This is a genomic window from Micromonospora sp. WMMC250 (assembly GCF_027460215.1).
GTDB classification, from domain to species: Bacteria; Actinomycetota; Actinomycetes; order Mycobacteriales; family Micromonosporaceae; genus Micromonospora; species Micromonospora taraxaci.
On record NZ_JAPZBJ010000002.1, the window covers coordinates 4,468,619 to 4,492,511 of the forward strand.

Consider the following 23,893-nt stretch of genomic DNA (forward strand, 5'->3'; position numbering starts at 1 on the left):
CAGCCCCGTGGGGGTACCAGGGCCTCACACCTCCCACCGATCCGCAACCGGTAAGGGGCCGTGAGATGACCAACCCACCGACCACCGACGACCGTGACGTCGTCGACATCCTGGTCGCCGACCACAGTGCCGTCGAGGCGCTCCTCGTCGAGTTGGAGACTCGGCAGGGCACCCCCGAACACCGCCGCCACCTCGTCGACGTGGTGATCGCCGAACTCGTCCGCCACTCGGTGGCGGAGGAGGCGTACGTCTATCCGATCGCGCGTAAGGCGCTGCCCGACGGCAACGAGATCGCCGACCGCGAGATCGCGGAGCACGCCGAGGCCGAGCGGACCATGAAGGAGTTGGAGTCGACCGACCCGGCCGACAGCCGCTTCGAGGAGTTGCTCGCCCACCTGACGGGCACGATCCGGGACCACGTGCGGGAGGAGGAGAACGAACTCTTTCCCCGGCTCCGGGCTGCGACGGCCCGGGAGGAACTGGTCGACGTCGCCGCCAAGGTGGAGGCGGTCAAGGCGATCGGTCCGACCCGGCCGCACCCGGGCTCACCCGACCACCCGCCGGCGAACAAGCTGCTCGCTCCCGGCATCGGCCTGGTCGACAGGCTGCGCGACGCGTTGAGCGGGCGGCCCACCTCGGTGGACGAGCTGCGCGAGCGGCAGCAGCGCTGAGCGTCGTCGCTGTCCGACGAGAGCGCCCCGGGCCGCCGACGGCACGGCGACCCGGGGGCTTCCGGTGGGTCAACGGGTCTGGTCGCCCTGGCCGGTACGCGCCTGAGCCTGGTCGACACCCTTGTCGATCTTGTCGGTGTACTTGCCGCCGGTGCGCTTGTCGGCCATGTCACCGGCCTTCTCCATGCCCTTGTCGACCTGCTCGTCGTGCTTGTTCGCGAAGTCCTTGGCCTTGTCCATGAAGTCACCCACGGCACTCCCCCTTCAGTCCGGCTCCACGAATTGCCTTCCCTCGCGCGGGGAGCGCAAACGCCGGTCCGCGAACACCCACCCAGGGGTTCCCATCCGGCGTACGATCCGCGCGGGCAGCGGCTGACGGGGAGTCGACGCGAAACGGGTGTCGGCGCACGCCCGGCTGGGTACCGACCTCGCCGAGATCGAGGAGGACCGACATGGCGGCAGAGGAACCCGGAACCAGGCCCGGCGACCCCGGCCCACGGCAGAGTTGGGCGGCGCTGCCCTGGCTGGTCCGGACCGCGGTCCTGTGGAGCGCATGCCTGGTGGTGATCGTCGTCGGGCTGTACCTGCTGGGCAAGATCGCCGTCCTGCTGGCACCATTGGCCATCGCGCTGGCCGCCACCGTCTTCCTCACCGCGCTGCTCGACCCGGTGCTGCTCCTGTTGCGTCGGCTGCGTCTGCCGGCGGCACTGGCCGCGCTGTGCACGGTGCTGTTGCTGCTCGGCATCCTGGTCGGTGTCGGTGCGTTGGTGTGGAACCTGACCGCGAGCCAGTTCGACCAGCTCAGCCAGGAGTTGACGCAGGGCGTCGAGCGCAGCCGGGACTTCGTGACGTCGACGCTTCCGGTCAGCGAAGCGCAGCTGGACCGGCTGGTCGACCAGGCCCGGGAAGGGTTGAGCGGCAGCTCGCCGGACCCGGTAAAGGGCGCCCGGACGGCCACCGAGGTGTTCGGTTCCGCGCTGCTCGCCCTGGTGCTGCTCTTCTTCCTGCTCAAGGACGGCCGGTCGATGTGGCACTGGGTGCTGTCGCGGGTGTCCGGCGCGAACCAGAGCGTCGCGGCCGAGGCCGGCCGGGCCGGTTGGCAGACGTTGGGCGCGTACAGCCGGGGCACCATGCTCATCGCCGCGATCGACGCGATCGGCATCGGTCTGGCTCTGGTGGTGCTGCGGGTGCCGCTCGCCCTGCCGCTGGCACTGATCACCTTCCTCGGCGGGTTCGTGCCGATCATCGGGGCGACGGTGGCCGGCGCGGTGGCGGTGCTGGTGGCCCTGGCCGCGAACGGCCCCACCACCGCACTGCTCACCCTCGCCGCGGTGATCGCGGTGCAGCAGATCGAGGGCAACCTGCTGGAACCACTGGTCATGAAGAGGCAGGTACGACTGCACCCGGCGGTGATCCTGGTGGCGGTCACCGCCGGCACGCTGATCGCGGGGATCGCGGGCGCCTTCGTCAGCGTCCCGATCACCGCCGTGCTCTGGCGCGTCATCGACACCGTCCAGCAGCGCCGGTCCGCCTCGGCCCTCGTGCCGGCGGAGTGATCATCGGTTGAGGTGGGTGGTGAACCAGGCCCCCGCCTGGTCGGCCACCTGCTCAAGCGTCCCGGGCTCCTCGAAGAGGTGGGTGGCACCGGGGACGATCCGCAGCTCGGCGACGTCCCCCAACTCGGCCGCCGCCCGCTCGTTGAGCGTGATCACCTCCTCGTCCAGGCCACCGACCAGCAGCAACGTCGGGGTACGCACCTGGGCCAGGGCGCTCCCGGCCAGGTCCGGTCGACCGCCCCGGCTGACCACGGCACCCACCCGGTTCGCGCGGGACGATGCCGCGACAAGTGCGGCGCCGGCTCCCGTACTGGCCCCGAACAGCCCGATTGACACGTCGCCGGCGGGTCGTTCCACCGCCAACCAGTCGACGATCCCGGCCAGCCTGCTGGCCAGCAGCCCGATGTCGAACCGGAGTTCGGCGGTGCGCGCGTCCACCTCGTCCTCGGCGGGGGTGAGCAGGTCCACGAGCACCGTGCCGAGTCCTCGACCGTTCAGCGCGCGGGCCACCGCCACATTGCGGGGGCTGTGTCGGGAACTGCCGCTGCCGTGCGCGAAGAGGACGACACCGGCCGGCTCGGCTGGCAGCATCAGGTCAGCGGGCAGGTCCGCGTCCCCGACTGGAATCGTCACCGCTGCCTGTTCGTCCATGCCCCACCTCCGCGTGATCGCCTACCGCCCGCGTACCCCGCCGGCCGCGCCGCACGCCGCGTTTGCCCCGTGGGGCGTCGGGTACGCGACGAGCGACCGCAGACCGTGTCGGCGCAACCGCGCCCCGACGGATCGCGAGGATCGTCATGGCCAAGCAGCAGATCTCCGAGCAGCAGCAGAAGACCGAGCGGGCCCGGCGGGAACAGGACGCCCAGCACAACCAGGACTTCGGGGACCAGGCCGCTTCGGCGCGGCTGCCCGACGATCCCAAGGCGGCGGCGCCCCGGGACGCGATCGGGCGCCCGTCCACCGGCGAACCGGTCTGAGACACGGTGACCGGCGAGCCGGTCTGACAGTCGGTGCGAGGCGGTCGGGGCGGCTCATTCCGCCCCGACCGTCACTCTTCGTGCTCAGGCAGACGCATCAGTGGAGACCGGCCGGGTGGCTGCTCGGGCGACGGGCCGGTCGGCTCGGCCGGCGGCACCGGCACCGTCACCGGCTCGTCACACGTCACCCGTAGAAGTTGATCGTGGTGGCGCAACTCCACCACGTCGTCCGGGCCACCGTGGCGCAGCGAGTACGTCGTCTGGTGCGGCCGGACATCCACCCGCAGCGCCAGCCCTCGCCACTGCAGGGAGAACTCCAGCCTGTTGAGTCGGCTGGAGAGCCGGGGCGCGAAGGACAGCTCGCCGTCGTGGTCACGCAGGCCGCCGAACCCACTGACCAGGGCGAGCCACGCGCCGGCCAACGACGCCATGTGTACGCCGTCGCGGGTGTTCTCGTTGAGGTCGTGCAGGTCCATCAGCGCTGCCTCGCGCAGGTAGGTGTGCGCCAACTCCGGGTGGCCCACCTCGGCCGCGAGCACCGCCTGGGTGCACGCCGACAACGACGAGTCGCGGACGGTGCGGCGCTCGTAGTAGAGAAAGTTGCGCAGCTTCTGTTCGCTGGTGAACGCGTCCCCCCGCCAGTGCATCGCGAGGACCAGGTCGGCCTGCTTGACCACCTGTTTGCGGTACAGCTCGAAGTACGGGTAGTGCAGCAGCAGCGGGTACTTCTCCGCCGGCGTGTGCGTGAAGTCCCACTCCTGGAGCCGGGTGAAGCCCTCCACCTGCTGGTGGACGTCGAGCTCCTCGTCGTACGGGACGTGGATGGAGGTGGCGGCGTCGCGCCAGCTGGCGGCCTCCTCGTCGGTGACCCCGAGGTGGTACGCCTCGTCCCGGTAGCGCATCACCACGTCGGCGGCGCTGAGCAGGTTCCGTTGCGCCATCAGGTTGGTGTAGACGTTGTCGTTCTTCACGGCGGTGTACTCGTCCGGACCGGTGACACCGTCGATGTGGAACTGCCCGTGCCGGTCGTGGTGGCCGATCGAGCGCCACAGCCGGGCGGTCTCCACCAGCAGTTCCAGGCCGATCTCCCGCTCCAGCTGGGTGTCCCCGGTGACCATCACGTAGCGGCGCAGGGCGTCGGCGATGTCGGCGGCGATGTGGAAGGCCGCGGTGCCGGCCGGCCAGTATCCGGACGATTCGGGCCCTTCGATGGTCCGCCAGGGGAAGGCCGCGCCCCTGAGGTTGAGCGTCTCGGCACGCTCCTTCGCCGAGTCCAACGTGCTGTACCGCCACTGCAACGCGCTGCGCACGGCGCTCGGCTGGGTGTACGTGAGCACCGGCAGGACGAACATCTCGGTGTCCCAGAACGCGTGCCCGTCGTAGCCGGGACCGGTCAGTCCCTTCGCCGAGATCGGCCGCTGCTCCGCCCGCGCTCCGGCCTGGAGCACGTGGAAGAGACCGAACCGGACCGCCTGCTGCACCTCGGGGTCGCCCTCGACCAGCACGTCGGACGCGTCCCAGAACTCGTCGAGGTAGTTGCGCTGCTCGCGGTGGAGGCCGTCCCACCCGTCGAGCCGGGCTCCGGCCAGCGCCGCGCCGACCTGGTCGCGCAGCGCGGGCAGCGACCGCCGACTCGACCAGCCGTACGTCAGGTACTTGATCACCCGCAGCTTCTCACCGGGCTTGAGCACGCAGGCGATCGTCGTGCGTACCCAGTCCTGGTAACCCTCGGACTCGATGGTGGTGTGGTCCGGGCCGTGCACCTCGTGCTCCATCGCGGCGGCGACCCGCAGCCCGGAGACCTTGGTGCGGTGGATCAACTGCCCGCCGTCCGGGGTGGTCAGCTCCTCCTCGGCCTGCAGGGGTGACTCCAGCACCGCCGCGACCCGGGGGTCCTTGCTCTGCGCCGGCAGTGACTCGTTGGCCACCAGCTCGGACTGCACGATCAGCCGCAGCGGGCCGTCGACGGCCTCCACCTCGTAGCTGATGGCGGCGACCGACCGCTGGGTGAACGAGACCAGGCGGGTGCTGCGGACCTTGACCTCCCGACCGGCCGGGGAACGCCAGTGCAGCTCCCGGTGCAGGGTGCCGGCCCGCAGGTCGAGGACCCGCTCGTGGGACAGCAACTCCCCGTAGCGCACGTCCAGCGGTTCGTCGTCGACGAGCAGTCGGAGCAGTTTGCCGTTGGTGACGTTGACGATCGTCTGCCCGGACTCGGGGAAGCCGTAGCCCGCCTCCGCGTAGGGCAGCGGACGCAGCTCGTAGAACGAGTTGAGGTAGGTGCCGGGCAGACCGTGCGGCTCACCCTCGTCGAGGTTGCCCCGCAGGCCGACGTGCCCGTTGGAGAGCGCGAAGACCGACTCGGACTGGGCCAGCACGTCCATGTCGAGCCGGGTCTCCCGGACGTGCCACGGCTCGACCGGATAGGCCCGCTCGCGGATCACGCGGGACCTCGTTCACCGGCGGGCTGCTGGGTGGCGGTGCGGGCCGGCGACGGCGGGTCGGCGGCGTCGAGCAGGTCGGCAAGGTCCTTCACCACGACGTCGGCGCCGTGCGCCAGCAACTCGTCGGCCTGCCCGACCCGGTCGACGCCGACCACGTAGCCGAAGCCACCGGCGCGCCCGGCGGCCACCCCGGAGAGCGCGTCCTCGAAGACGGCGGCGTGCGTCGGGTCGACGCCGAGCAGCCTGGCCCCGGCGAGGAAGGTGTCGGGGTGCGGTTTGCCGCGCAGCGACTGGGCGCGGGCGACCAGCCCGTCGACCCGGGCCTCCAGCAGCGGTTCCAGCCCGGCGGCGGCGACCACCTCACCACCGTTGGCGCTCGCGGTCACCACGGCCCGGCGTAGCCCGGCTTCGCCCGCGGCCTTCAGGTAGTGCACCGAGCCCGGGTAGACCTCGACGCCCGAGGTGCGCAGGCGCTGCAGCAACAGCACGTTCTTGCGGTTGCCCACGCCGTTGACGGTGTCGGCGTCCGGTGGGTCGTCGGGACTGCCCTCGGGCAGGGTTATCCCCCGGGAGGCGAGGAACGACCGGACCCCGTCGGCGCGGGGTCGCCCGTCGACGTAGCGGTTGTAGTCCGGGCCCGGGTCGAACGGTTGGAACGGTTCACCCGAGCGGGTGGCCCGCTGCTGGAGGAACTCGTCGAACGTCTGCTTCCACGCGGCGTTGTGGACGCGGGCGGTCTGCGTCAGCACACCGTCCAGATCGAAGAGACAGGCGGTCACGTGAGCAGGTAGGCCCAGCACGGTACGAATCTATCCACCCTGCTGGGCCCGCAAACCAGTTTCGCCCGGCCCGGTTCGGTTCAGTTCGGCCGTAGCGTCCAGATCACGGTCATCGCCGAGGTCGGCTTGCCGTCCTCGGTCGCGATCTCCACCTCTACGGGGAACTCCGGCCGCTGGCCGGACTCCAGTTCCTCGATCACCTCGGGCGCCGGCCGGCCCAGGCGCGCGGTGGCCAGCACCGCGCCCATGGCGAGCTTGCGGTAGGCGATGTCGGCCCGGACGGCGAGCGGCACGGCCCGGTCGAGCAGCTGCCCGAAGGCGGCCATGACGACCGCGCCGGAGGCTGTCTCACCGAGGGTGAACATGGCACCGGCGTGGGGGCCGCCGATGTGGTTGTGGGTGGCTGGCGAGTCGGGCAGCCGGACGACTGCTCGTACCCCGCCCTCCGCCTCGGGCGCCACCTCGACGAACTCGAGGCCGAGCGTACGGGCGAAGGGCACCGCTTGCAGCATGCCGGCCGCCACCTGGCGGGAGTCGATGGTCATGTCCTGACGCTACTCGTCGGTAACCAGGGCGGCAACCAGCGGTTTTCCCGATGACGACAGGTCGTCAGAGGTTGGCGATCGTGCGCAGGATCTCCGCGTAGAAGTTGCCGTCGATGCTGCGGAAGAACGAGAAATCCTGGCCCGGGTCACCGAAGAACGGGCGCAGCGTCCACGCCAGCTGGGTGCCGACGAAGCCGAAGAGCAGGATCCAGATGTAGAGCAGGGTCATGCTCGCCGGCCGCTGGGTCGGCTCGCCGCGCCGCGCCGGCGGCCGCTCCCACGGACGCTGCACCGGACCGTAGCCGGGGGGCACCATGCCGGGCGGAATCGCGGCGACGGCCGGCTGACCGCTCGGCTGCGCCGGAACCGGCGGGGTCGCCGCGGCACCGTTCGAGGTCGACCCGGCCGGCACAGCTCCGGCCGGCACGGCCACCGGTTCGGCAGCCGGAACGGCGGCCGGCGCCGCAGTCGGGGCCGGGTCGGCCGGTACGGCTGCGGGCACGGCCTGGGCCGGGACGTTGACCTGGGCGTACGCGTCGGCCCGGGTGCTGGTGGCCTCCGGCGCGAGCAGGCCGTGGTCGTTGAGCACCTGCATCCCGCCGGTGAGGAACCGCAGCCCGACCAGCGCCGACAGGGTCAGGATCGCCACGTTGAGCAGCTTGAAGAACCCGTAGTCGGGTGCGGTGATCAGGAAGAAGAGGCTGATCGGCGCGAACGCCACAGCGAGCATCGACGTGACCGTGATCGCCACCATCACCAGGGCCAGCGACTGCCGCACCGAGAGCCGGGCGCCGAAGACCAGGTTGAACAAGTAGAGCGTGGGCAGGCAGATGGCGAGCGTGACCAGGAACAGCAGTGGCAGCTTCAGCGCCGAGGTCAGCGCCATCAGCGGGCTGTGGAAGGCCCCCAGGACCGCCCCGTAGCAGGCCAGCGCGATGGCGGAACTGGCGAGCATCCGCCCGGTCAACGCGTTGAGGTCACCCTCGGCCACGATCTGCTGCCAGATGCCCGCGCGATCTCGCAGGATGCGCTCGATGACGAGCGGACTGGGACGGTCACCCGACACGGATGCACCCCTCTCGGTGGTCTTGCACTGTGGACTGGGTGCGCAGACGGTAGGACACCGGGTGGCTGGTTCGCCACCCCGTCACGGCGAGTCGTCAGCGCCAACCGACGTCGATTCGGGCGCCGCGCTCGTCGAAGAAGTGCAGCGCGTCCATCCGGACCGAGACGGCGAGCGGGTGACCGGCGCTGACCGCCGGATACGGCGCCAGGCGCACCGCCAACTCCGCCGGGCGACGGTGGTGCCGACCCGGGTCGGGGAGCACGCTGGTCTGGGAGCCGCCGCCAACCGTGGGTGCCTGCGATTCCACCGGCTTGCCGGTGAGCCGCTGCATCACCGATCCGAACCGGCGCAGACCACGCTGGCCGACCGGTGGCGGGTCGAGCGGTGCGCCCATCTCGTCGACCATGATCGCGGTCGCGCCGATGTCGAGGAACGCCAACGACTCGTGCCCGTGGTGCTCCAGGTAGCGGATCCGCCCCCGCAGCACGTCGCCGGGGCTGTCCGGGGAGACCGGGGTGAGCGCCTCGGCCCGCATGCCGACCACGATCCGCTCACCGTGGTAGTGCGCCACCGCCCTACTGCGGATGTCGTTCCACGGCAGGTAGAGCGACTGCTCACCGAGGTTCAGCGTGACGTACCGGTCGAGGTGGACGTAGACCGACGCCTCCAACAGGTTCATCCGCGGGCTGCCCAGGAAGGCGGCCACGTAGAGCGTCGCCGGCCGCCCGTACACCTGGGTGGGTGTGCCCACGTCCTGGAGCACGCCACGACGCATGATGGCCACCCGGTCGGCCATGGTGAGCGCCTCGGCCTGGTCGTGCGTGACGTAGACGGTGGTGACGCCCAATTCCCTGGTCAGGCCCGAGATCTCCGCGCGCAGCTCGGCGCGGAGACCGCTGTCCAGATTCGAGAGCGGCTCGTCCATCAGGAACAGACCGGGTCGCCGGACGATCGCCCGGCCCATCGCCACCCGCTGTCGTTGGCCGCCGGAGAGTTGACCCGGCTTGCGGGCCAGCACGTCACCGATGCCCAGGGCACTCGCCACGTCGCTGACCCGTTCACCCCTCGGCTCCGGCTCGACCCCGGCCAACCGCAGCGGAAAGGCGATGTTGTCGCCGACGGTCATGTGCGGGTAGAGCGCGAAGTCCTGGAAGACCATGGCGATCTTGCGGTCCCGTGGGGGCAGGTCGTTCGCCAACTCCCCGTCGAGCATGACCGCGCCCTGAGTGGGGTCCTCCAACCCGGCGATCATCCGCAGCACCGTCGACTTGCCGCAGCCGGACGGCCCGAGGAGCACCATGAACTCGCCGTCGTTCACATCGAGATTGATGCTGTCGACGGCCAGCGTGCCGTCTCTGAAGACCTTGCTGACATCCTTGAGCGTGACGGTGCTCACCGTCGTCCCCCCCAGCTAGTCCCTGCCGACCCAGAGACTGTGACCAGGATCATTCGATTCGCACATCGGGTAAACGTCTCATGTTTGGTTGATGACGCTGCTATTACACGACACAAGCGATCAACAGGGCGAAGAGCGCCCGCTCGGCTCCCCCAGGAAAACCTGACGCACCACCCGTTCCGCCGCATGCCCGTCGTCCAATGTGCAGAACCGGCTTCGAAAATGTTCGCGGGCCTTACTCGCGGCGTCCGAGCGCACCTCGCCGCTGCGAAACACGTCGACCAGGTCCGCGAAGGTGCTGGCCACCGCGCCGGGCGGCTCGGCGGTCACGTCGAAGTAGACCCCCCGAGCCAGCCGGTACGCCTCCCAGTCCGGGGTGTAGAGCACGATCGGCCGGTCGAGAACCGCGTAGTCGAACATCGCCGACGAATAGTCGGTCACCAACACGTCGGCGACCAGATAGAGGTCCTCCACCCGCTGATAACCGCTGACGTCGCGAACCCGTTCCCAGTCCACCGGCCGGCCGGGACGCCGGTCCCGGTCGTGGAAGTAGTGGCTGCGCATCAGCAGCAGACCGGAGTCACCCAACGCCCGCACGAACCGGTCCGGGTCGAACGGCGGCCGGTAGCCGGGGAGGTGTTCACGGTGCGTCGGGGCGTACAGCACGACCTGCTCGTCGGGACCGACGCCGAACTCGGCGCGCAGGCGGCGCACCTCCTCCGGACCGGCCGTGACCAGGCGGTCGTTGCGGGGGTAGCCCACCTCCAAGGTCGTGTACGTGGCCGGGTACGCCCGGTCCCACATCTGGGTGGAGAAGCTGTTCGCGCTGACGCTGTAGTCCCAACGGTCCACCCGGCGCAGCAGCCCGGCGAAGTCCATCCGGCCCGCGCCGATCGGGTAGCGCTGCTGGTCCAGGCCCATCACCTTGACCGGGGTGCCGTGGTGGGTCTGCAGGTGCACCTGCTCGGGTCGCTTGCGCACGAAATCCGGGAAGTTGACGTTGTTCACCAGCCACCGGGCGCGGGCGAGCACCCGGTAGTAGGCCGGCGTGCCGGCCACCACGTACTCCACCCCGGCCGGAACGGTGTCCACCCGGTCCCGACGCACGATCCACACCCCGCGCACCCCCGGCGCCAACCGGCGGGCGACCTCGTAGATCGCCGCCGGGTTGCAGGAGTAGCCGCGGTACCAGTACGCGGCGTACACCGCGAGCGTCGGATCGACCGGCCGACGCAACTCGGCCCGGTAGTACTCACGCAGCAGCCCGTCGCGGGTCAGCCGGGCACCGCGCCGCGCGACCGGGCCGACCCGCCGGCGGGCGGTACGGGCCTGCCGGCGGGCGACGTCGCGGGCCCGGCTGGCGGTCCGCAACGCGCTGAACGTGCGCCAACGGCCGGAGGCGACCAGCCGGTGCTTGATCCCCTCCACCCCGTCCGGCACCGGATAGCCGCCGGGCGGCAGCCACCGTTCGTAGTCGGCGGTGATCTGCGCGAAGAACGTCTGCCGCAGCTCCGGAGCGATCCGCTGACCGTTGCCGAGCACTGTCAGGTAGTGCCAGATCATCCGCTCGAAGACCGCCGGCCGTAGGGCGTCCGTCGCCGGCCCCCACTCGTCCATCAGGTGGAAGACCCGATGCCACTGCGGGAAGACCTCGAAGTGGCGGTCACCGCGGGTCCGGGTGATCGCCCCGGCGCGGCGTTGCCGGTAGTTGACGCACACCCGGTCGAGTACGCCGATCCGCTGCGCCGCCATCAGCACCGGATAGCTGAACGAGACGTCCTCGTACCAGCCGGGGGCGAAGCGCAGGCCCAGGTCGACCAGGAACTCCCGGCGGACCAGGCGGTTCCACGCGGTGTGCAGCAGGTGCATCGCCTCCGGCCGGTCCCGCAGCCGGAACGTCTCCGGGCCGGGCGACTCCGGAAACACCTCGGCCATCGCGCTGCGGGTGGCGGTGTCGTTCCAGTGGGTTCGCACGTGGTCGACCAGCAGCACGTCCGGGCGGGTCGCCCGCAGCCGCTCGGCGACGTCGGTCAGGCACTCCGGGGTCAGCCAGTCGTCGCCGTCGAGGAACCACACGTACTCGCCGGCGGCCCGGTCCAACCCGATGTTGCGGGCTGGACCGAGGCCGACGTTCTCCGGCAGCCGAACCGAACGGACCCGCCGGTCGCGGGCCGCGTACTCGTCGATAATGTCGCCGCTGGCGTCCGGCGAGCAGTCGTCGACGGCGATCACCTCGATGTCCGTCTCCGGCTGGCCGAGGACGGAGTCCAGGCACTCACGCAGGTAGCCCTGCACGCGGAAGGCCGGCACCACGAAGCTGATCAGGGTCATCCGGCCGTCCCTCCGTCAGCGCGGCGCGGCACCTCCAGCGCCCACCGGCGTAACCGACGCCCGCGCGCTACGGGCCGGTCGCACGAACCAGGCCAGGACGACGCTCACCACGAAAACCACGAGAAGGTACGCACCGAGTGTAGCCAGACCGCTACCCGCCACGCCGACAATCGCCGTCAGGGCCAGCAGTGCCGAGCGCCCCTCCCAGCCCAGCGTCGCCCCGTGCAACGGCGGTGCCGCCTGCCGCTTCTCCAACCGGGCGGTCAGGTCGTAGTGGTGCACGGTGAGCACGAAGACGTACCCGAAGATCAGCCAACCCGGCACTCCGCCGACCACCCCGACCGCGATGGCGAACAGGTACTCGGCGGCCCGCAACGCGGCGGGGACCAGCCAGTCCAGCGGACCGTTGTGCGCGGCCCCCGCACCCAGACCACCGACCAGTAGCACCAGCAGCGCCACCGGCACCGCCCAGCGCAGCCCGTCCGGCGCGTCGCTCAGCAGCGCCCCGACCAGCAGCACCGCCGGGCCGAGCGCGGCGATCACCGCCAGGGTGAGCGGCCCCATTGGGCGGACCACCGGCAGCCAACGGGCCAACGGGCCGTCGTCGCGGTGCAGGGTGGCGTCGACAGTGTCCAGCACCGGCACCCACATCCAGCGGGCCCGCAACGTGCGCAGCGCCCCGGTGTACGCGAACGCCAGCACCCCCCACACCAGCACCGCGATCAGGCTGACCAGCGGGTTGAACAGCGCCACGGTCAGCGCGATCAGCGCCCACCGCTCACCGATCGGGAAGACCACTGTCCGCTTCAGCCAGTACGACAACGACCCGGTGTCGGCCTGCACCCGGGTCGACGCGGCGTTGAGCCGGTCACCGATCCCGCCGCTGGCACCCGTGGTCGTCCGCGGTCGGCGGGCCGCCTCGTCGTGCAGCACCCCGTACCAGGTGTCGGTCATGTGCCGGACGGTCTGCAAGGTCATCGCTGCGATGGCGAGGGCCCAGCCGTTGCCCAACCCGGCGTGGCTGACCCCGAAGCCGAGCCCGGCGTAGACCAGGTACTCCTTGGCCCGGTCCGCCATCGTGTCCAGCCAGCCGCCCCAGGCGCTGAAGTTCCGGGTGTACCGGGCCAACTGGCCGTCCACGCAGTCCAGCACGAACCCGAGGTAGAGCAGCACCGCGCCACCGACCAGCGCGGGCCGCCCACCGACCCCGAACAGCACCGCCGCGGCCAGCGCGAACAGCACCGAGATCGCCGTCACCCCGGTCGGGGTGAGCCGCAGCCGGGCCGCCAACCGGACCAGGTACGGGGACCAGGTGCTGACGAAGTAGGTGGAGAAGAAGTCGTCCTTCTCCTTCACCGACAGCCGCAGCTCGGCCCGGTCCTCGTCCACGGCCGTCACCGCCGCCTCGGCAGCGGTCAGCTCGTCGGCGCTCTCGACCCGGCGGGCGACGAGCAGGCGTACCCGCTGGGCGAAGATCAGGGTGCCGAGCGCCGCGAGACCCGCGAAGAGCCGGTCCACGGCGGCTCCGGGGTCGTCGTGACCGGCTCCCCCGCCCGCCGGCAGCGGCGACACGTCGCCGGCCGGGCCGAGCGGGGCGGCGACGGGCCGCGCGCCGACGGCGGCCGCCCGGGCGGCGGCGGCGAGGGTCGGCAGGTCGTCGACGCCGACCCGCAGAGCGCCGCCGAACACGCCGGTGGCGTCCCCGTCGAGGGCGTCCAGCGCGCCGGCGTCGACCACCTGACCGCGTTCCTCCCGGACGGCCGCCCGCCCGGGCACCGGCGGGTCGCCGAGCACCAGCGCCACCGTCGGCCCGACCGGGCTGGTGGCCAGGTGCCGCAGTACGGCGGTGTGCGCCACCAGGTCGGCGCCGGTGACCAGCACCGGGGCGGTGGCGCCGGCGACCAGCGTGCCCACCTCGTCGAGGGTGGCCGCGAAGCGCACGTCGGTCGCCCCGGCCTGGCGCAACTGGGCGGCCAGACGGTCGGCCAGCGGCTCCCCGGTCGCGGTGGTCAGGCCCGCCGCCGACGACCCGGCGGCGAGCACGATCGCGAGCGTCACCGCTGGACCGCGGCGTGGTACGCGTCGAGCGCCTCGGCGATGGTGCCGTCGAGCGTCAACCGGCCCGCGTCGAGGTACAACCCCCGACGACAGAACCGGGTCAGGTCCTTTTCGTTGTGTGACACCAACACGAGCGTGCGCCCCTCCCCGAGCAGACGATCAATCGTCGCGTAACACTTCTTGCGGAACTCCGCGTCGCCGACCGCGGTCACCTCGTCCATCAGCAGGATCGGGTGCGGCAGGTGCGAGATGATCGCGAAACCGAGCCGCACCTTCATGCCCGACGAGTAGTGCCGCACCGACGTGTCGATGGCCCGTTCCACCTGCTCACCGGCGAACTCGACGATCTCGTCGAAGTGCCGCTTCAGGTAGCCCGTCGACAGCCCGTGCAGCCCACCGACCAGGTGCAGGTTCTCCCGCCCGGTCAGGTCATTGGAGAAACCGGCGGACAACTCCAGCAACGGCGCCACCGCGCCGTGCACCCGGATGTCGCCCTCGTCCGGGATGAGCACCCCGGCGATCAACCGCAGCAGAGTGCTCTTGCCGGTGCCGTTACGGCCGATCACCCCGACGGTCTCGCCGGGCTCCACGGTGAACGACACGTCCCGCAGCGGCCAGAACTGGCCGGGCAGCGCACCACGCTTCCCGCGATGGATGAACAACTCCCGCAGCCGCAGCTGACGGCGACGGTTACGGACGAACCGGATGCCCAGCCCGTCGGCCTCGATGATCGGGGCGGCCACGTCAGAGTTCCTTGAGCACTGCGGGCTCCAACCGACGGAACGACCACCAGCCGGCGGTCAGCACCAGCAGGCTGCCGACGACAGTGGTGGCGAGCAGCCGGGCGTCCGGAAACTCGTCCGGGTACCAGATCGCGTGGTGCAGTTGGAAGATCCCGACCAGCGGGTTCAGCTCGTACACCACCTTCAACCAGTCGGGCAGGCCGGACTCCCGGACCAGGCTAAGCGGGTAGATGATCGGCGTGGCGTAGAAGAGCACCCGAATGATCAACCGCATCAACCGCTCGACGTCGCGCATCAGCACGTTCCACGCGGACAGCAGCAGGGCCAGCCCGGTCAGCAGGACGGCCTGGACCAGCACCGCCAGTGGGAGGGAGAGCAACGACCAACCGGGATGGATCCGACCGTGCGCCGCATAGATCACCGCGATCGCGATCAGGATCGGCAGGCCGGCCGCGTACTCGGCGAACCGGCCGGTGACCCGGCCGATCGGGAAGACCTGACGCGGCACGTTCATCGTGGTGATCAGCCGGGACTGGCCGGTCAGCGCGTTGGTCGCCTCACTCAGCGCGGAACTGGTCCACATCCACGCGAAGATCCCGGTGATCAGGAACAACGGGTACGACTCGGCGGCCTCGCCGAGGTGCCGACCGGTGTCGCGGGAGTAGAGCACCCCGAACACGAACCAGTAGATCGCGCCCATGCCGAGCGGCTCGATCAACGACCAGAAGTAGCCCAGCACCGACTGCTGGTACTTGACCGCCAGGTCCCGTCTGACCAGGATGCGCAGCGAGTTGCGGTGCGACCACAGGGCCGCGACGCCAGAGGTCACCGCAGCCTCCCGCCTCCTGAAACGGACGCCAGGTTAGCAGTCGGTGAACGAATGCCCCGAATCGACCGGGCTCAGCACTCGATCACGTTGACGGCCAGACCGCCACGCGCCGTCTCCTTGTACTTGATCTTCATGTCGGCGCCCGTCTCTCGCATGGTCTTGATGACCTTGTCCAGCGACACCTTGTGCACACCGTCGCCGCGCAGCGCCAGCCGGGCGGCCGTGATCGCCTTGATGCTAGCCACCGCGTTCCGCTCGATGCAGGGGATCTGCACCAGGCCACCCACCGGGTCACAGGTCAACCCGAGGTTGTGTTCCATCCCGATCTCGGCCGCGTTCTCCACCTGCTCGGGGGTGCCACCGAGCGCCTCGGCCAACCCCGCCGCCGCCATCGAACACGCCGAACCGACCTCACCCTGACAGCCGACCTCCGCGCCGGAGATCGAGGCGTTCTCCTTGAACAACACGCCGATCGCGCCGGCCGTCAGCAGGAACCGCACCACGCCGTCGTCATCGGCGTTCTCCACGAAGCGGCTGTAGTAGTGCAGCACCGCCGGGATGATCCCGGCCGCGCCGTTCGTCGGCGCGGTGACCACCCGGCCGCCCGCGGCGTTCTCCTCGTTGACCGCGAGCGCGAACAACGTCACCCAGTCCATCGCGTGCAGCGGGTCGGTCGTGCCGGCGTCCGCCTCCAGGCCGCGCCGCAGCTCCGCCGCGCGCCGCCGGACCTTCAACCCCCCAGGGAGTACGCCGTCGCGCTCGCAACCGCGCTGCACGCACTCCCGCATCACCCGCCAGATCTCCAACAGGCCCGCCCGGATGTCCGCCTCGCTGCGCCAGGAACGCTCGTTGGCCAGCATCACCTCGCTGATCGACAGGCCGGTGCGGGACGTGACGTCGAGGAGTTGCGCCCCGGTCAGGAACGGGTACCGCACCTGCGTGCTGTCCGGCTTGATCCGGTCCGCGCCCGCCGCCGCCTCGTCCACCACGAAACCGCCACCGACCGAGTAGTAGCTGCGGGTCCTGACCTCCTCCCCGGCCGCGTTGAAGGCCGCGAAGGTCATCCCGTTCGGGTGGTACGGCAGCGACCGGCGGCGGTGCAGCGTCAGATCCCGGTCCGGGTCGAAGTCGATCTCGTGCGCGCCGAGGATGCTGATCCGCCGCTCGGCCCGGATCCGCTCGACCCGAGGACCGACGGTGTCCGTGTCGACAGTCTCCGGCGACTCGCCGGCCAACCCGAGCAGCACCGCCGGACCACTGCCATGGCCGTGCCCCGTGGCCCCCAGCGAGCCGAACAACTCGGCCTGCACCCGCGCGACGTCACTGAGCAACCCGTCGGCCTTGAGCCCGCCGACGAACGTACGCGCCGCCCGCATCGGCCCCACGGTGTGCGAACTGGACGGCCCGATACCGACGCTGAAGAGGTCGAAAACACTGATCATGGCTGCGCTTCCTCGCCGTCGTCCCGGCGTACGGAACCGGCCGGGTCGTGGCCACCGGTAGGCGGCCCCGTTCGTGACCGCCCGGGGTGTGGGTTGCGGCCATCCGGGGTGTGGATGGCCGATCTGCCAGCCTACCCGCCCAGCTCACGGCCCACCCGGTCCGGGACGTGAACGCCCGATCACCATCCCCCGCCCCGCGCTCACCGACCCGCTCGCCCGCCCGCCGCCCGCTCGCCCGCCCCGCGCGCACCAGACGCGCACCAGGCGCGCGGCGGGCGGGCGACGGGCGGGCGAGCGGGGAGGCGTCAGCAAGGGGCTGCCCGGGTAATGCACCTACGGGTCCACGGGTTGCCACTCCTCCTCGCGACCGAGGGCGAGCTGGTCACCCCCTTCTACCGTGGATTGCAGACGCGGCGCACCGCCGCAGAGTGGGAGTACGACGATGAGTCGCAAACTGGTCCGGCCCCGCGAGGGGCGCATGCTCGCCGGTGTCTGCGCTGGCCTCGGTCGACGGTTCGGCATGTCCGCGGGGATGGTCCGGCTGCTGTTCCTGCTGTCCCTGCTGCTGCCCGGCACGCAGGTGATCGTCTACCTGATCCTCTGGGTGCTCATGCCGAACGAGGACCGCTACCTGGCCTCCACCGGCCACTGACCCGTCCCCTACCCCGTCGACGCCGGGCCACGGCAGCAACATCAGGGATGTTGCTGCCTCCCGGCCTCCCGAGGCACCACCATCCCTGATGTTGCGCGAATCTTGACGGGCGCGGGCGCGGGGGCGGAGGCAAGGGCGCGCGGGGGCAAGGGGCATTCATGTGCGGAAGCGCCCGCACCGACTGCAGTCGGTGCGGGCGCTTCGCCGTACACGGGTCGAGCAGGTCAGGGAGCGATGTAGGTGACCGTGATCTGCTGGTAGCCGAGGGAGCGGAGCAGCCCTTCCAGCATCTTGCGGGTGTTCTCCTCGGCCCGGGCGGAGAGACCACTGTCGCGGGCGGCGGCGGTGATCCGTTCCTCGGCGAGCTTGTAGACCTGCTGCTGCCGGTTGGGGTCGTTGCCGACCAGGTCACCGAGCCGGTTGAGCAGACCGCGCTGCTCCGCGAAGACGTAGCTCTTGTCCATGTCGAGGTTGGTCTCGCCGAGCTGCGGCGCCGGCAGTTTGATCTCGACTGACTTGCCGTCGGCCGACTGGACGATGGCCCCGTCACCGATCTTGGTGAAGTCGACGTACGCCTCGACGCTGCCGGCCCCGACGAACAGGGTGCGCTCGTTGAGCAGGAAGTCGGGGACGTTGCGCCGGTCGTTCTGGGTGTCGACCACCACCTGGAAGTTGCCCTCGGCGGCGACGTAGCGGCTGAGGTCCTGGATCGACTTCAGCAGCGGTGGCTGACTGCGGTCGGTCTGCTCCTTGGCGAACGGGTTACGGAACTCCGGCAGGAAGCCGGTCGCCTGGATGCCGAGCAGCACCACCACGGCCAGCGCGGCAGCGCCGAGCAGCAGGAGCAGGCCTCGGGCCGCCCCACCGCCGCCGCCAGGCGCCGGGCTGCCGGGGCCGCCAAAGCCTCCGGAGCCGTCGCCCGGTGTGTCACTGGTCGGCTCGGGTGTCGCGGCCGACCGCTCCTTGAGGTTGTCACCGGTCGGGTAACCGGGGAACTCCCTCGTGGGCTCGTTGGTGCCAGCGTCGCGGGCCATCACGCTCACCGTCCTTGTCAGACACGTCGTCTGTCAATGACGGTACGGCCCCCGTGCGACAGTCGCGCGCCGAGCGCCCGGAAAGCACAAACGGGCAGGTCAGGCGAACGCGGAGAGCCCGGTGAGCCGCTGTCCCACGACCAGTTGGTGGATCTCCGACGTGCCCTCGTACGTCAGCACGCTCTCCAGGTTGTTGGCGTGCCGCATGATCGGGTATTCGCCGGAGACCCCGTTGGCGCCGAGGATGGTGCGGCACTGTCGCGCGATGGCCAGGGCCTCCCGCACGTTGTTCAGCTTGCCCACGCTGACCTGGTCGGGCCGCAGCCGGTGGGCGTCGGCGAGCCGACCCAGGTGCAGGGCGAGGAGTTGCCCCTTCACCAGCTCGACGGCCATGTCGGCGAGCTTGGCCTGGGTGAGCTGGAACCCGGCGAGCGGACGGCCGAACTGGGTGCGGGTGCCCGCGTACGCCAGTGTGGTTTCCAGACAGTCACGGGCGGCGCCGACAGCACCCCAGACGATGCCGTACCGGGCCTCGGTGAGGCAGCTCAGCGGCGCCTTGAGCCCGCTCGCCTCGGGCAGTCGGGCGTCCGCCGGGAGCCGGACGTCGTCGAGCGCGATCTCGCCGGTGACCGAGGCGCGCAGCGACATCTTCCGGCGGATCTCGCGGGCCGTGACACCGGGCGTGTCCATGGGTACGACGAAACCGCGCACTCCCTCGTCGGTGCGCGCCCAGATGACCGCGACGTCGGCGATCGGCGCGTTGGTGATCCACATCTTGGCGCCGGTGAGCACCCAGTCGCCGCCGTCGCGCCGTGCCCGGGTGGTCATGGAGGCGGGGTCGGAGCCGTGGTCCGGTTCGGTCAGACCGAAACAGCCGATCGCCTCGCCGGTGGCCATCGACGGCAGCCAGCGTTGCTTCTGCTCCTCGCTGCCGTAGCGCCAGATGGCGTACATGGCGAGCGAACCCTGCACCGAGACCAGCGAGCGGAGGCCGGAGTCGCCGGCCTCCAGTTCCTGGCAGGCCAGCCCGTACGCGACGGCGGAGGCGCCCGCGCAGCCGTAGCCGGTGAGGTGCATGCCGAGCAGGCCGAGTTTGCCGAACTCCCGGGCCAGTTCGCGGGCTGGCACCTGGCCCTGCTCGTACCAGTCGGCGACGTGCGGGCGCACCCGGTCGTCGACGAGCTGGCGGACGACGTCGCGGATCTGCCGCTCTTCGTCGGTGAGCGACGGGTCCAGGTCGAGCAGGTCCAGCGGAGCGGTCATGGACGCCACCTTAACGAAGGCTCAGCGCGCGACAGAAGGGCTCGTCACTCGATCGACTCGGAGAGCACCAGCACCCGGGCGTGGATCTGGTTGCGCTGCTGAAGGGCGGCGCGCAGCGCGCGGTGCAGGCCGTCCTCCAGGTAGAGCCCACCGTTCCACTGCACGACGTGCGGGAAGAGGTCACCGTAGAAGGTCGAATCCTCGGCGAGCAGCTTGTCGAGCGCCAACTCACGCTTGGTGGTGATCATCTGGTCCAGGCGCAGTGGCCGGGGAGGAATCTCCGCCCACTGCTTGAGCGTCAGATTGTGCTCCGGATAGGGACGCCCGTCCCGGACCGCTCTGAAGATCACGACGGCACGCTCCCCTCCCCGTGGCCGGGCCGACCGACGGCGCCGAGCCGGGCCGCGGCGGGCACCGCGCGGCGCGGCACCGATGACCGTGCCAGCCTAGCCGCCCACCGCACGCTGCGTTTCGCTCCCTGATGTCAGTTTCACTACCGGTCGTCCGATCCTCAAGCGGACAAACGGGACGGCGCGCTCAGCTCCACCGGCCGCGCCGCACCACCTCGTCCATCGGACGGCGCCCCCGACGCAGCGACGGTGACCTATGGTCGGCCGCTCGGTAACCGATTGTGACGGCACCGACGGGTTGGTACTCCTCCGGCACGCCGAACGCCTGCCGATAGGTGGCCAACCGCTGCGGCGGAATGCCGAAGAAACAGGCCCCCAACCCCTCGTCCACGGCGGTGAGCAGCATCAGCAGCGCCGCGAAGCCGGTGTCCACGTGCCAGTACGGCACCGGCCAGCGGTCGACGGACTGGTCCGTCCACCCCTTGTCCGGTTCCGCGTACCGCCGCAGGTAGGCAGACTCGTTGGCGTGCGGCACCATGATCAGCGGCGCCCGGCGCATGCCGGCCAGCCAGCGTTCCCGCCCACCGCCGTCGGGTGTGGTGGCGGCCCAGAACCGTTCCCGGTCGGCGGGCTCGTCCAGGACCAGGAAACCCCAGCCCTGGGCGAAGCCGGCTGACGGCGCCCGGACCGCGTGGTCGAGCAGCCGGTCCACCACGTCGGGCGGGACCGGGCGGTCCGGGTCGTAGTTGCGCACCATGCGCCGACGCCGGACGACCTCGGCGAACTCCATCAGGCCCCGGGCCGGATGCCCCAGGCACCCCGCCAGGTCGTACCGGGCTTGAGAGTGAGCAGGTCCCGGCCCGAGCGGAACGCGTCCGGCGGGCAGGTCATCGGCTCGATCGCCACCGAGCGGCGGTGTCGGTCACCGACGAGGGCATCCCCGGTGAACACCTGCCACCAACCGAACTCGGCGTCCGCCCAGATGCTGACCCCCGCCGAACCGTCCGGTGCGGCCAGGCTCACCGACGAGCCGCCGTCGGCGTCGCGGATCACCTCACCGAAGCACAGATCCAGCTCGGCGGCGCCGATCCGGCGCGGGCTGGTCCAGTCGTACTCCGTCCCGGCCACCGGTGTCACGCCGACCGGCAGCAACCGGCCGTCCACCAGCATTCGGGTACGGGTCGGCAGCCGCATGACCAGGTCGTCGACCGCGACCCCTGGCAGTTGCAGGTACGGGTGCACGGAGAAGCCGAACGGCGCGGCCTCCTCGCCGGTGTTGGTCACCTCGTGCTCGACGCGCAGCCCGTCCGCGCCGACGCTCCACCGGCTGAGCAGCCGCAGCGGCCACGGGTAACCGGGCTGCGGCGGAAGGTCGTAGCCGACGGTCACCGCGTCCTCGGACTGCTCCAGCAGACGCCACGGCACCCAGTTGACGAGGCCGTGGATGGCCACGTGCCGCTCCGGCTCGGTCAGCGGAAGCTGGTGCGTCCGCTCCCCGAACGAGTAGCGGCCGTCGCGGATCCGGTTCGGCCAGGGTGCCAGCACCTGTCCGGCGCAGCCCGGGCTGACCTCGTCGGTCCGGTACCCGTCGACCAGGTCGACGCCGTCGTGCCGGTACGTCCGGAGCCCGCCGCCCACCTCCACGATGACGGCCTCGTGGCCGGCGGCCGAGATGGTCCACTGGGCGCCGGAGAACGGGCGCTGATCGGGGCTGTCCATGTCGGCGACCCTAACCGGTCACGTCCGGTCGCCGCTCGACGCCGTCGCCGCCCGGTAGCGCAGCAACGCCGGGAACGCGACGGCGAGCACCACCACCAGCACCGCCGAGGCGAGCCCGCCGGCCACCCAGGCCACCCCGCCGCCGAAACCGGCCGCCATCGTGCCGGCCCGAAGGTCGCCCAGGCGTGGGCCACCGGCCACCACCACCGTGTTGACGCCCTGGAGCCGGCCGCGCATCCGGTCCGGGGCGTAGACCAGCAGCATCGACTGGCGCAGCACCGCGCTGATCAGGTCGGCGGCACCGGCCACGGCGAGCAGGAGCACCATCAGCCAGAGTTGGTGGGCGAGACCGGCCGCGGCGATCGCCAGGCCCCACCCCACCACCGCGAGCACCAGGCCGACGCCCTGCCGGCGGAGTCGGCCGATCCAGCCGGAGGTCAGGCCGCCGAGCATCGAGCCGATCGCGATGGCGCTGTAGAGCAGACCGACCGACCCGCCACCGCCGAACCGCTCCTGGGCGATCTCCGGGAACAGCGCCCTCGGCATGGCGAGGATCATCGCGATCAGGTCCACGCCGAAGGAGAGCAGCAGCACGGGTGTGCTGGCCAGGTAACGGAATCCGTCGACGACGCTGGCCAGGCCGGCCCGGCGGACCTGACCGTCCTCGGCCGGTTCGGGCGGCAGCTTGGGCAGTCGCAGCGCGGCCCAGAGCATCGCTGTGAACAGCACCGCGTCCAACCCGTACGCGATCGGCAGGACCACGGCGGTGTCCGGTGACGCGGAGAGGATCAGGCCGGCGGCGAGCGGCCCGGCCACCGAGGCGGCGGTGAACGTCGTGTAGTTCAGGGTGGTGGCGGACGCCACCAGGTCCTCCGGCACGAGGCGGGGCAGCATCGCGCTGCGGGCCGGTGAACTGATCGCGAACGCCACCGACTGCACCGCCATCAGCGCCAACAGCAACACCGGGCTGCCCACGTCCAGCACCGCCTGGAGCAGCAGCCCGAGAGTGGATGCCCAAAGCAACAATGAGCCACCGAGCAGCACGGCACGCCGGTCGCGGGCGTCGGCGACCGCACCGCCCCAGAGCCCGAAGACCAGCAACGGTACGAAGGCCGCCACGCCCAGCAGACCCACCCAGAACGAGTCCCGGGTCAGGGCGTACATCTCCACCGGCACCGCGACGGCGGTGAACTGGAAGCCGAACATCGCCACCGTGTTGCCGAGCCACAGCCGCCGGTACGCGGGCACGCGCAGCGGCCGTACGTCGATCGCCCAGCGGCGCGCTCCGCGCGGCCGGGCCTCCTGCACACCTGTCACGGCGCCAACCGCTCGACGACCCAGCCACCCTCGTCGAGGCGGCGGAAGCGGAGCCGGTCGTGCAACCGGCCGGACCGGCCCTGCCAGAACTCCACCGACTCGGGGTGCACCCGCAGGCCGCCCCAGTGCGGCGGGGTCGGGACCTCCGCCGCGCCGGCGAACCGCTCGGCCACCTCCCGGTAACGCTCCTCCAGCACCGACCGCCCCGACACCACCTGGGACTGTGGGCTGGCCCAGGCACCCAGTTGGGAGCCGCGCGGCCGGCTGGCGAAGTACGCCTCGCTCGTCGCCCGGTCGACCGGCGCGATCCGCCCGGCGACCACCACCTGACGCTGCATGGGAAACCAGGGAAAGACCAGGCTGGCGTATGGATTGGCGGACGCCTCGACGCCCTTGCGCGACAGGTGGTTGGTGAAGAAGACGAAGCCCTCCCTGTCGTACCCCTTCAGCAGCACCGTGCGGCCGCTCGGCCGACCGGCCGGGTCCGCGGTGCCCACCACCATCGCGTTGGGTTCGGGTAGCCCGAAGGCCACCGCGTCGGCGAACCACCCGTCGAACTGGGTGTGCCAGTCGGTGGCCAGGTCAGCCTCGGTCAGGCCCAGGTCCGCGGCGTACTCGTTACGCATCGCAGCCGGGGCGGGTGTGTCACCCGTCACGTCCCCACTCCTTCTCGGCGCGCTCGCCGGCGCCCTCCCGCGCTGGCCAGCCCGCACTGCCCAGT

23 protein-coding genes are annotated in these 23,893 nt (G+C 71.1%); 4 read left to right on the plus strand and 19 right to left on the minus strand.

Annotation, left to right across the window (positions count from 1 at the left end; translation table 11 throughout):
* The first annotated feature begins 65 nt into the window (after nt 1–65).
* Nucleotides 66–671, plus strand: coding sequence for a hemerythrin domain-containing protein (locus tag O3438_RS20005; protein ID WP_269681378.1), 606 nt, complete (start codon nt 66–68; stop codon nt 669–671).
* Nucleotides 672–740: 69 nt separating this feature from the next.
* On the opposite strand, the gene O3438_RS20010 is transcribed toward O3438_RS20005, so the two are convergent.
* Nucleotides 741–911 (minus strand): antitoxin, encoded by a 171-nt coding sequence (locus O3438_RS20010; protein WP_423436586.1) that lies wholly within the window; start codon nt 909–911, stop codon nt 741–743.
* A 212-nt stretch (nt 912–1,123) separates the two neighbouring features.
* On the opposite strand from O3438_RS20010, the gene O3438_RS20015 reads away from it, so the two are divergent.
* Nucleotides 1,124–2,227 (plus strand): AI-2E family transporter, encoded by a 1,104-nt coding sequence (locus O3438_RS20015; protein WP_269681379.1) that lies wholly within the window; start codon nt 1,124–1,126, stop codon nt 2,225–2,227.
* Here O3438_RS20015 and O3438_RS20020 read toward each other — a convergent pair whose 3' ends face one another.
* Entirely contained in the window at nt 2,228–2,878 is a 651-nt protein-coding gene (locus O3438_RS20020) for a dienelactone hydrolase family protein (protein ID WP_269681380.1), read from the minus strand.
* 146 nt (nt 2,879–3,024) lie between these two features.
* Between O3438_RS20020 and O3438_RS20025 the strand changes: the two genes are divergently transcribed.
* A complete protein-coding gene (locus O3438_RS20025; protein ID WP_269681381.1) occupies nt 3,025–3,204 on the plus strand; it encodes a hypothetical protein in 180 nt (59 codons plus the stop codon).
* 71 nt (nt 3,205–3,275) lie between these two features.
* On the opposite strand, the gene O3438_RS20030 is transcribed toward O3438_RS20025, so the two are convergent.
* The 10 genes from O3438_RS20030 to O3438_RS20075 all read right to left on the minus strand — a co-directional run bounded on the left by O3438_RS20030 (nt 3,276) and on the right by O3438_RS20075 (nt 16,837).
* Entirely contained in the window at nt 3,276–5,648 is a 2,373-nt protein-coding gene (locus O3438_RS20030) for a glycoside hydrolase family 65 protein (RefSeq protein WP_269681382.1), read from the minus strand.
* The gene (locus O3438_RS20035; protein ID WP_269681383.1) at nt 5,645–6,448 is read right to left on the minus strand and encodes a beta-phosphoglucomutase family hydrolase; all 804 of its coding nucleotides are present in this window, start codon (nt 6,446–6,448) and stop codon (nt 5,645–5,647) included. The genes O3438_RS20030 and O3438_RS20035 overlap by 4 nt, the downstream gene beginning before the upstream one ends.
* 59 nt (nt 6,449–6,507) lie before the next feature.
* Complete coding sequence (locus tag O3438_RS20040) at nt 6,508–6,972, minus strand: DUF4442 domain-containing protein (protein WP_269681384.1); 465 nt, start codon at nt 6,970–6,972, stop codon at nt 6,508–6,510.
* A 64-nt stretch (nt 6,973–7,036) separates the two neighbouring features.
* Nucleotides 7,037–8,038: a hypothetical protein gene (locus O3438_RS20045; protein WP_269681385.1), complete on the minus strand. Its 1,002-nt coding sequence runs from the start codon at nt 8,036–8,038 to the stop codon at nt 7,037–7,039.
* A 94-nt stretch (nt 8,039–8,132) separates the two neighbouring features.
* Nucleotides 8,133–9,434, minus strand: coding sequence for an ABC transporter ATP-binding protein (locus tag O3438_RS20050; RefSeq protein ID WP_269681386.1), 1,302 nt, complete (start codon nt 9,432–9,434; stop codon nt 8,133–8,135).
* A gap of 120 nt (nt 9,435–9,554) precedes the next feature.
* Nucleotides 9,555–11,765, minus strand: a complete 2,211-nt coding sequence (locus O3438_RS20055; RefSeq protein WP_269681387.1) for a bifunctional glycosyltransferase/CDP-glycerol:glycerophosphate glycerophosphotransferase — start codon at nt 11,763–11,765, stop codon at nt 9,555–9,557.
* Nucleotides 11,766–11,780: 15 nt separating this feature from the next.
* Nucleotides 11,781–13,823: a DUF5941 domain-containing protein gene (locus O3438_RS20060; protein WP_442929627.1), complete on the minus strand. Its 2,043-nt coding sequence runs from the start codon at nt 13,821–13,823 to the stop codon at nt 11,781–11,783.
* A complete protein-coding gene (locus tag O3438_RS20065; protein ID WP_269681388.1) occupies nt 13,820–14,566 on the minus strand; it encodes an ABC transporter ATP-binding protein in 747 nt (248 codons plus the stop codon). The genes O3438_RS20060 and O3438_RS20065 overlap by 4 nt, the downstream gene beginning before the upstream one ends.
* A gap of 1 nt (nt 14,567) precedes the next feature.
* Nucleotides 14,568–15,395, minus strand: coding sequence for an ABC transporter permease (locus O3438_RS20070; protein ID WP_269681389.1), 828 nt, complete (start codon nt 15,393–15,395; stop codon nt 14,568–14,570).
* A gap of 71 nt (nt 15,396–15,466) precedes the next feature.
* The gene (locus O3438_RS20075) at nt 15,467–16,837 is read right to left on the minus strand and encodes an L-serine ammonia-lyase (protein ID WP_269681390.1); all 1,371 of its coding nucleotides are present in this window, start codon (nt 16,835–16,837) and stop codon (nt 15,467–15,469) included.
* 442 nt (nt 16,838–17,279) lie between these two features.
* On the opposite strand from O3438_RS20075, the gene O3438_RS20080 reads away from it, so the two are divergent.
* Complete coding sequence (locus O3438_RS20080; protein ID WP_030329606.1) at nt 17,280–17,489, plus strand: PspC domain-containing protein; 210 nt, start codon at nt 17,280–17,282, stop codon at nt 17,487–17,489.
* A gap of 224 nt (nt 17,490–17,713) precedes the next feature.
* On the opposite strand, the gene O3438_RS20085 is transcribed toward O3438_RS20080, so the two are convergent.
* From O3438_RS20085 to pdxH, 7 genes are all read right to left on the minus strand, one after another.
* A complete protein-coding gene (locus O3438_RS20085) occupies nt 17,714–18,523 on the minus strand; it encodes a DUF4230 domain-containing protein (protein ID WP_269681391.1) in 810 nt (269 codons plus the stop codon).
* 99 nt (nt 18,524–18,622) lie between these two features.
* Entirely contained in the window at nt 18,623–19,786 is a 1,164-nt protein-coding gene (locus tag O3438_RS20090; RefSeq protein WP_269681392.1) for an acyl-CoA dehydrogenase family protein, read from the minus strand.
* Between the two features lie 44 nt (nt 19,787–19,830).
* The gene (locus O3438_RS20095; RefSeq protein WP_145786031.1) at nt 19,831–20,136 is read right to left on the minus strand and encodes a type II toxin-antitoxin system VapB family antitoxin; all 306 of its coding nucleotides are present in this window, start codon (nt 20,134–20,136) and stop codon (nt 19,831–19,833) included.
* Between the two features lie 187 nt (nt 20,137–20,323).
* On the minus strand, nt 20,324–20,926 hold the full coding sequence (locus O3438_RS20100) for a nitroreductase family protein (RefSeq protein WP_269681393.1): 603 nt from the start codon (nt 20,924–20,926) through the stop codon (nt 20,324–20,326).
* A complete protein-coding gene (locus tag O3438_RS20105) occupies nt 20,926–21,855 on the minus strand; it encodes an aldose 1-epimerase family protein (RefSeq protein WP_269681394.1) in 930 nt (309 codons plus the stop codon). Before O3438_RS20105 ends, O3438_RS20100 begins: the two co-directional genes overlap by 1 nt.
* An 18-nt stretch (nt 21,856–21,873) precedes the next feature.
* Nucleotides 21,874–23,172, minus strand: coding sequence for an MFS transporter (locus O3438_RS20110; protein ID WP_269681395.1), 1,299 nt, complete (start codon nt 23,170–23,172; stop codon nt 21,874–21,876).
* Nucleotides 23,169–23,798, minus strand: a complete 630-nt coding sequence (gene pdxH, locus O3438_RS20115; RefSeq protein WP_269683696.1) for a pyridoxamine 5'-phosphate oxidase — start codon at nt 23,796–23,798, stop codon at nt 23,169–23,171. Before pdxH ends, O3438_RS20110 begins: the two co-directional genes overlap by 4 nt.
* Between the last annotated feature and the right edge of the window lie 95 nt (nt 23,799–23,893).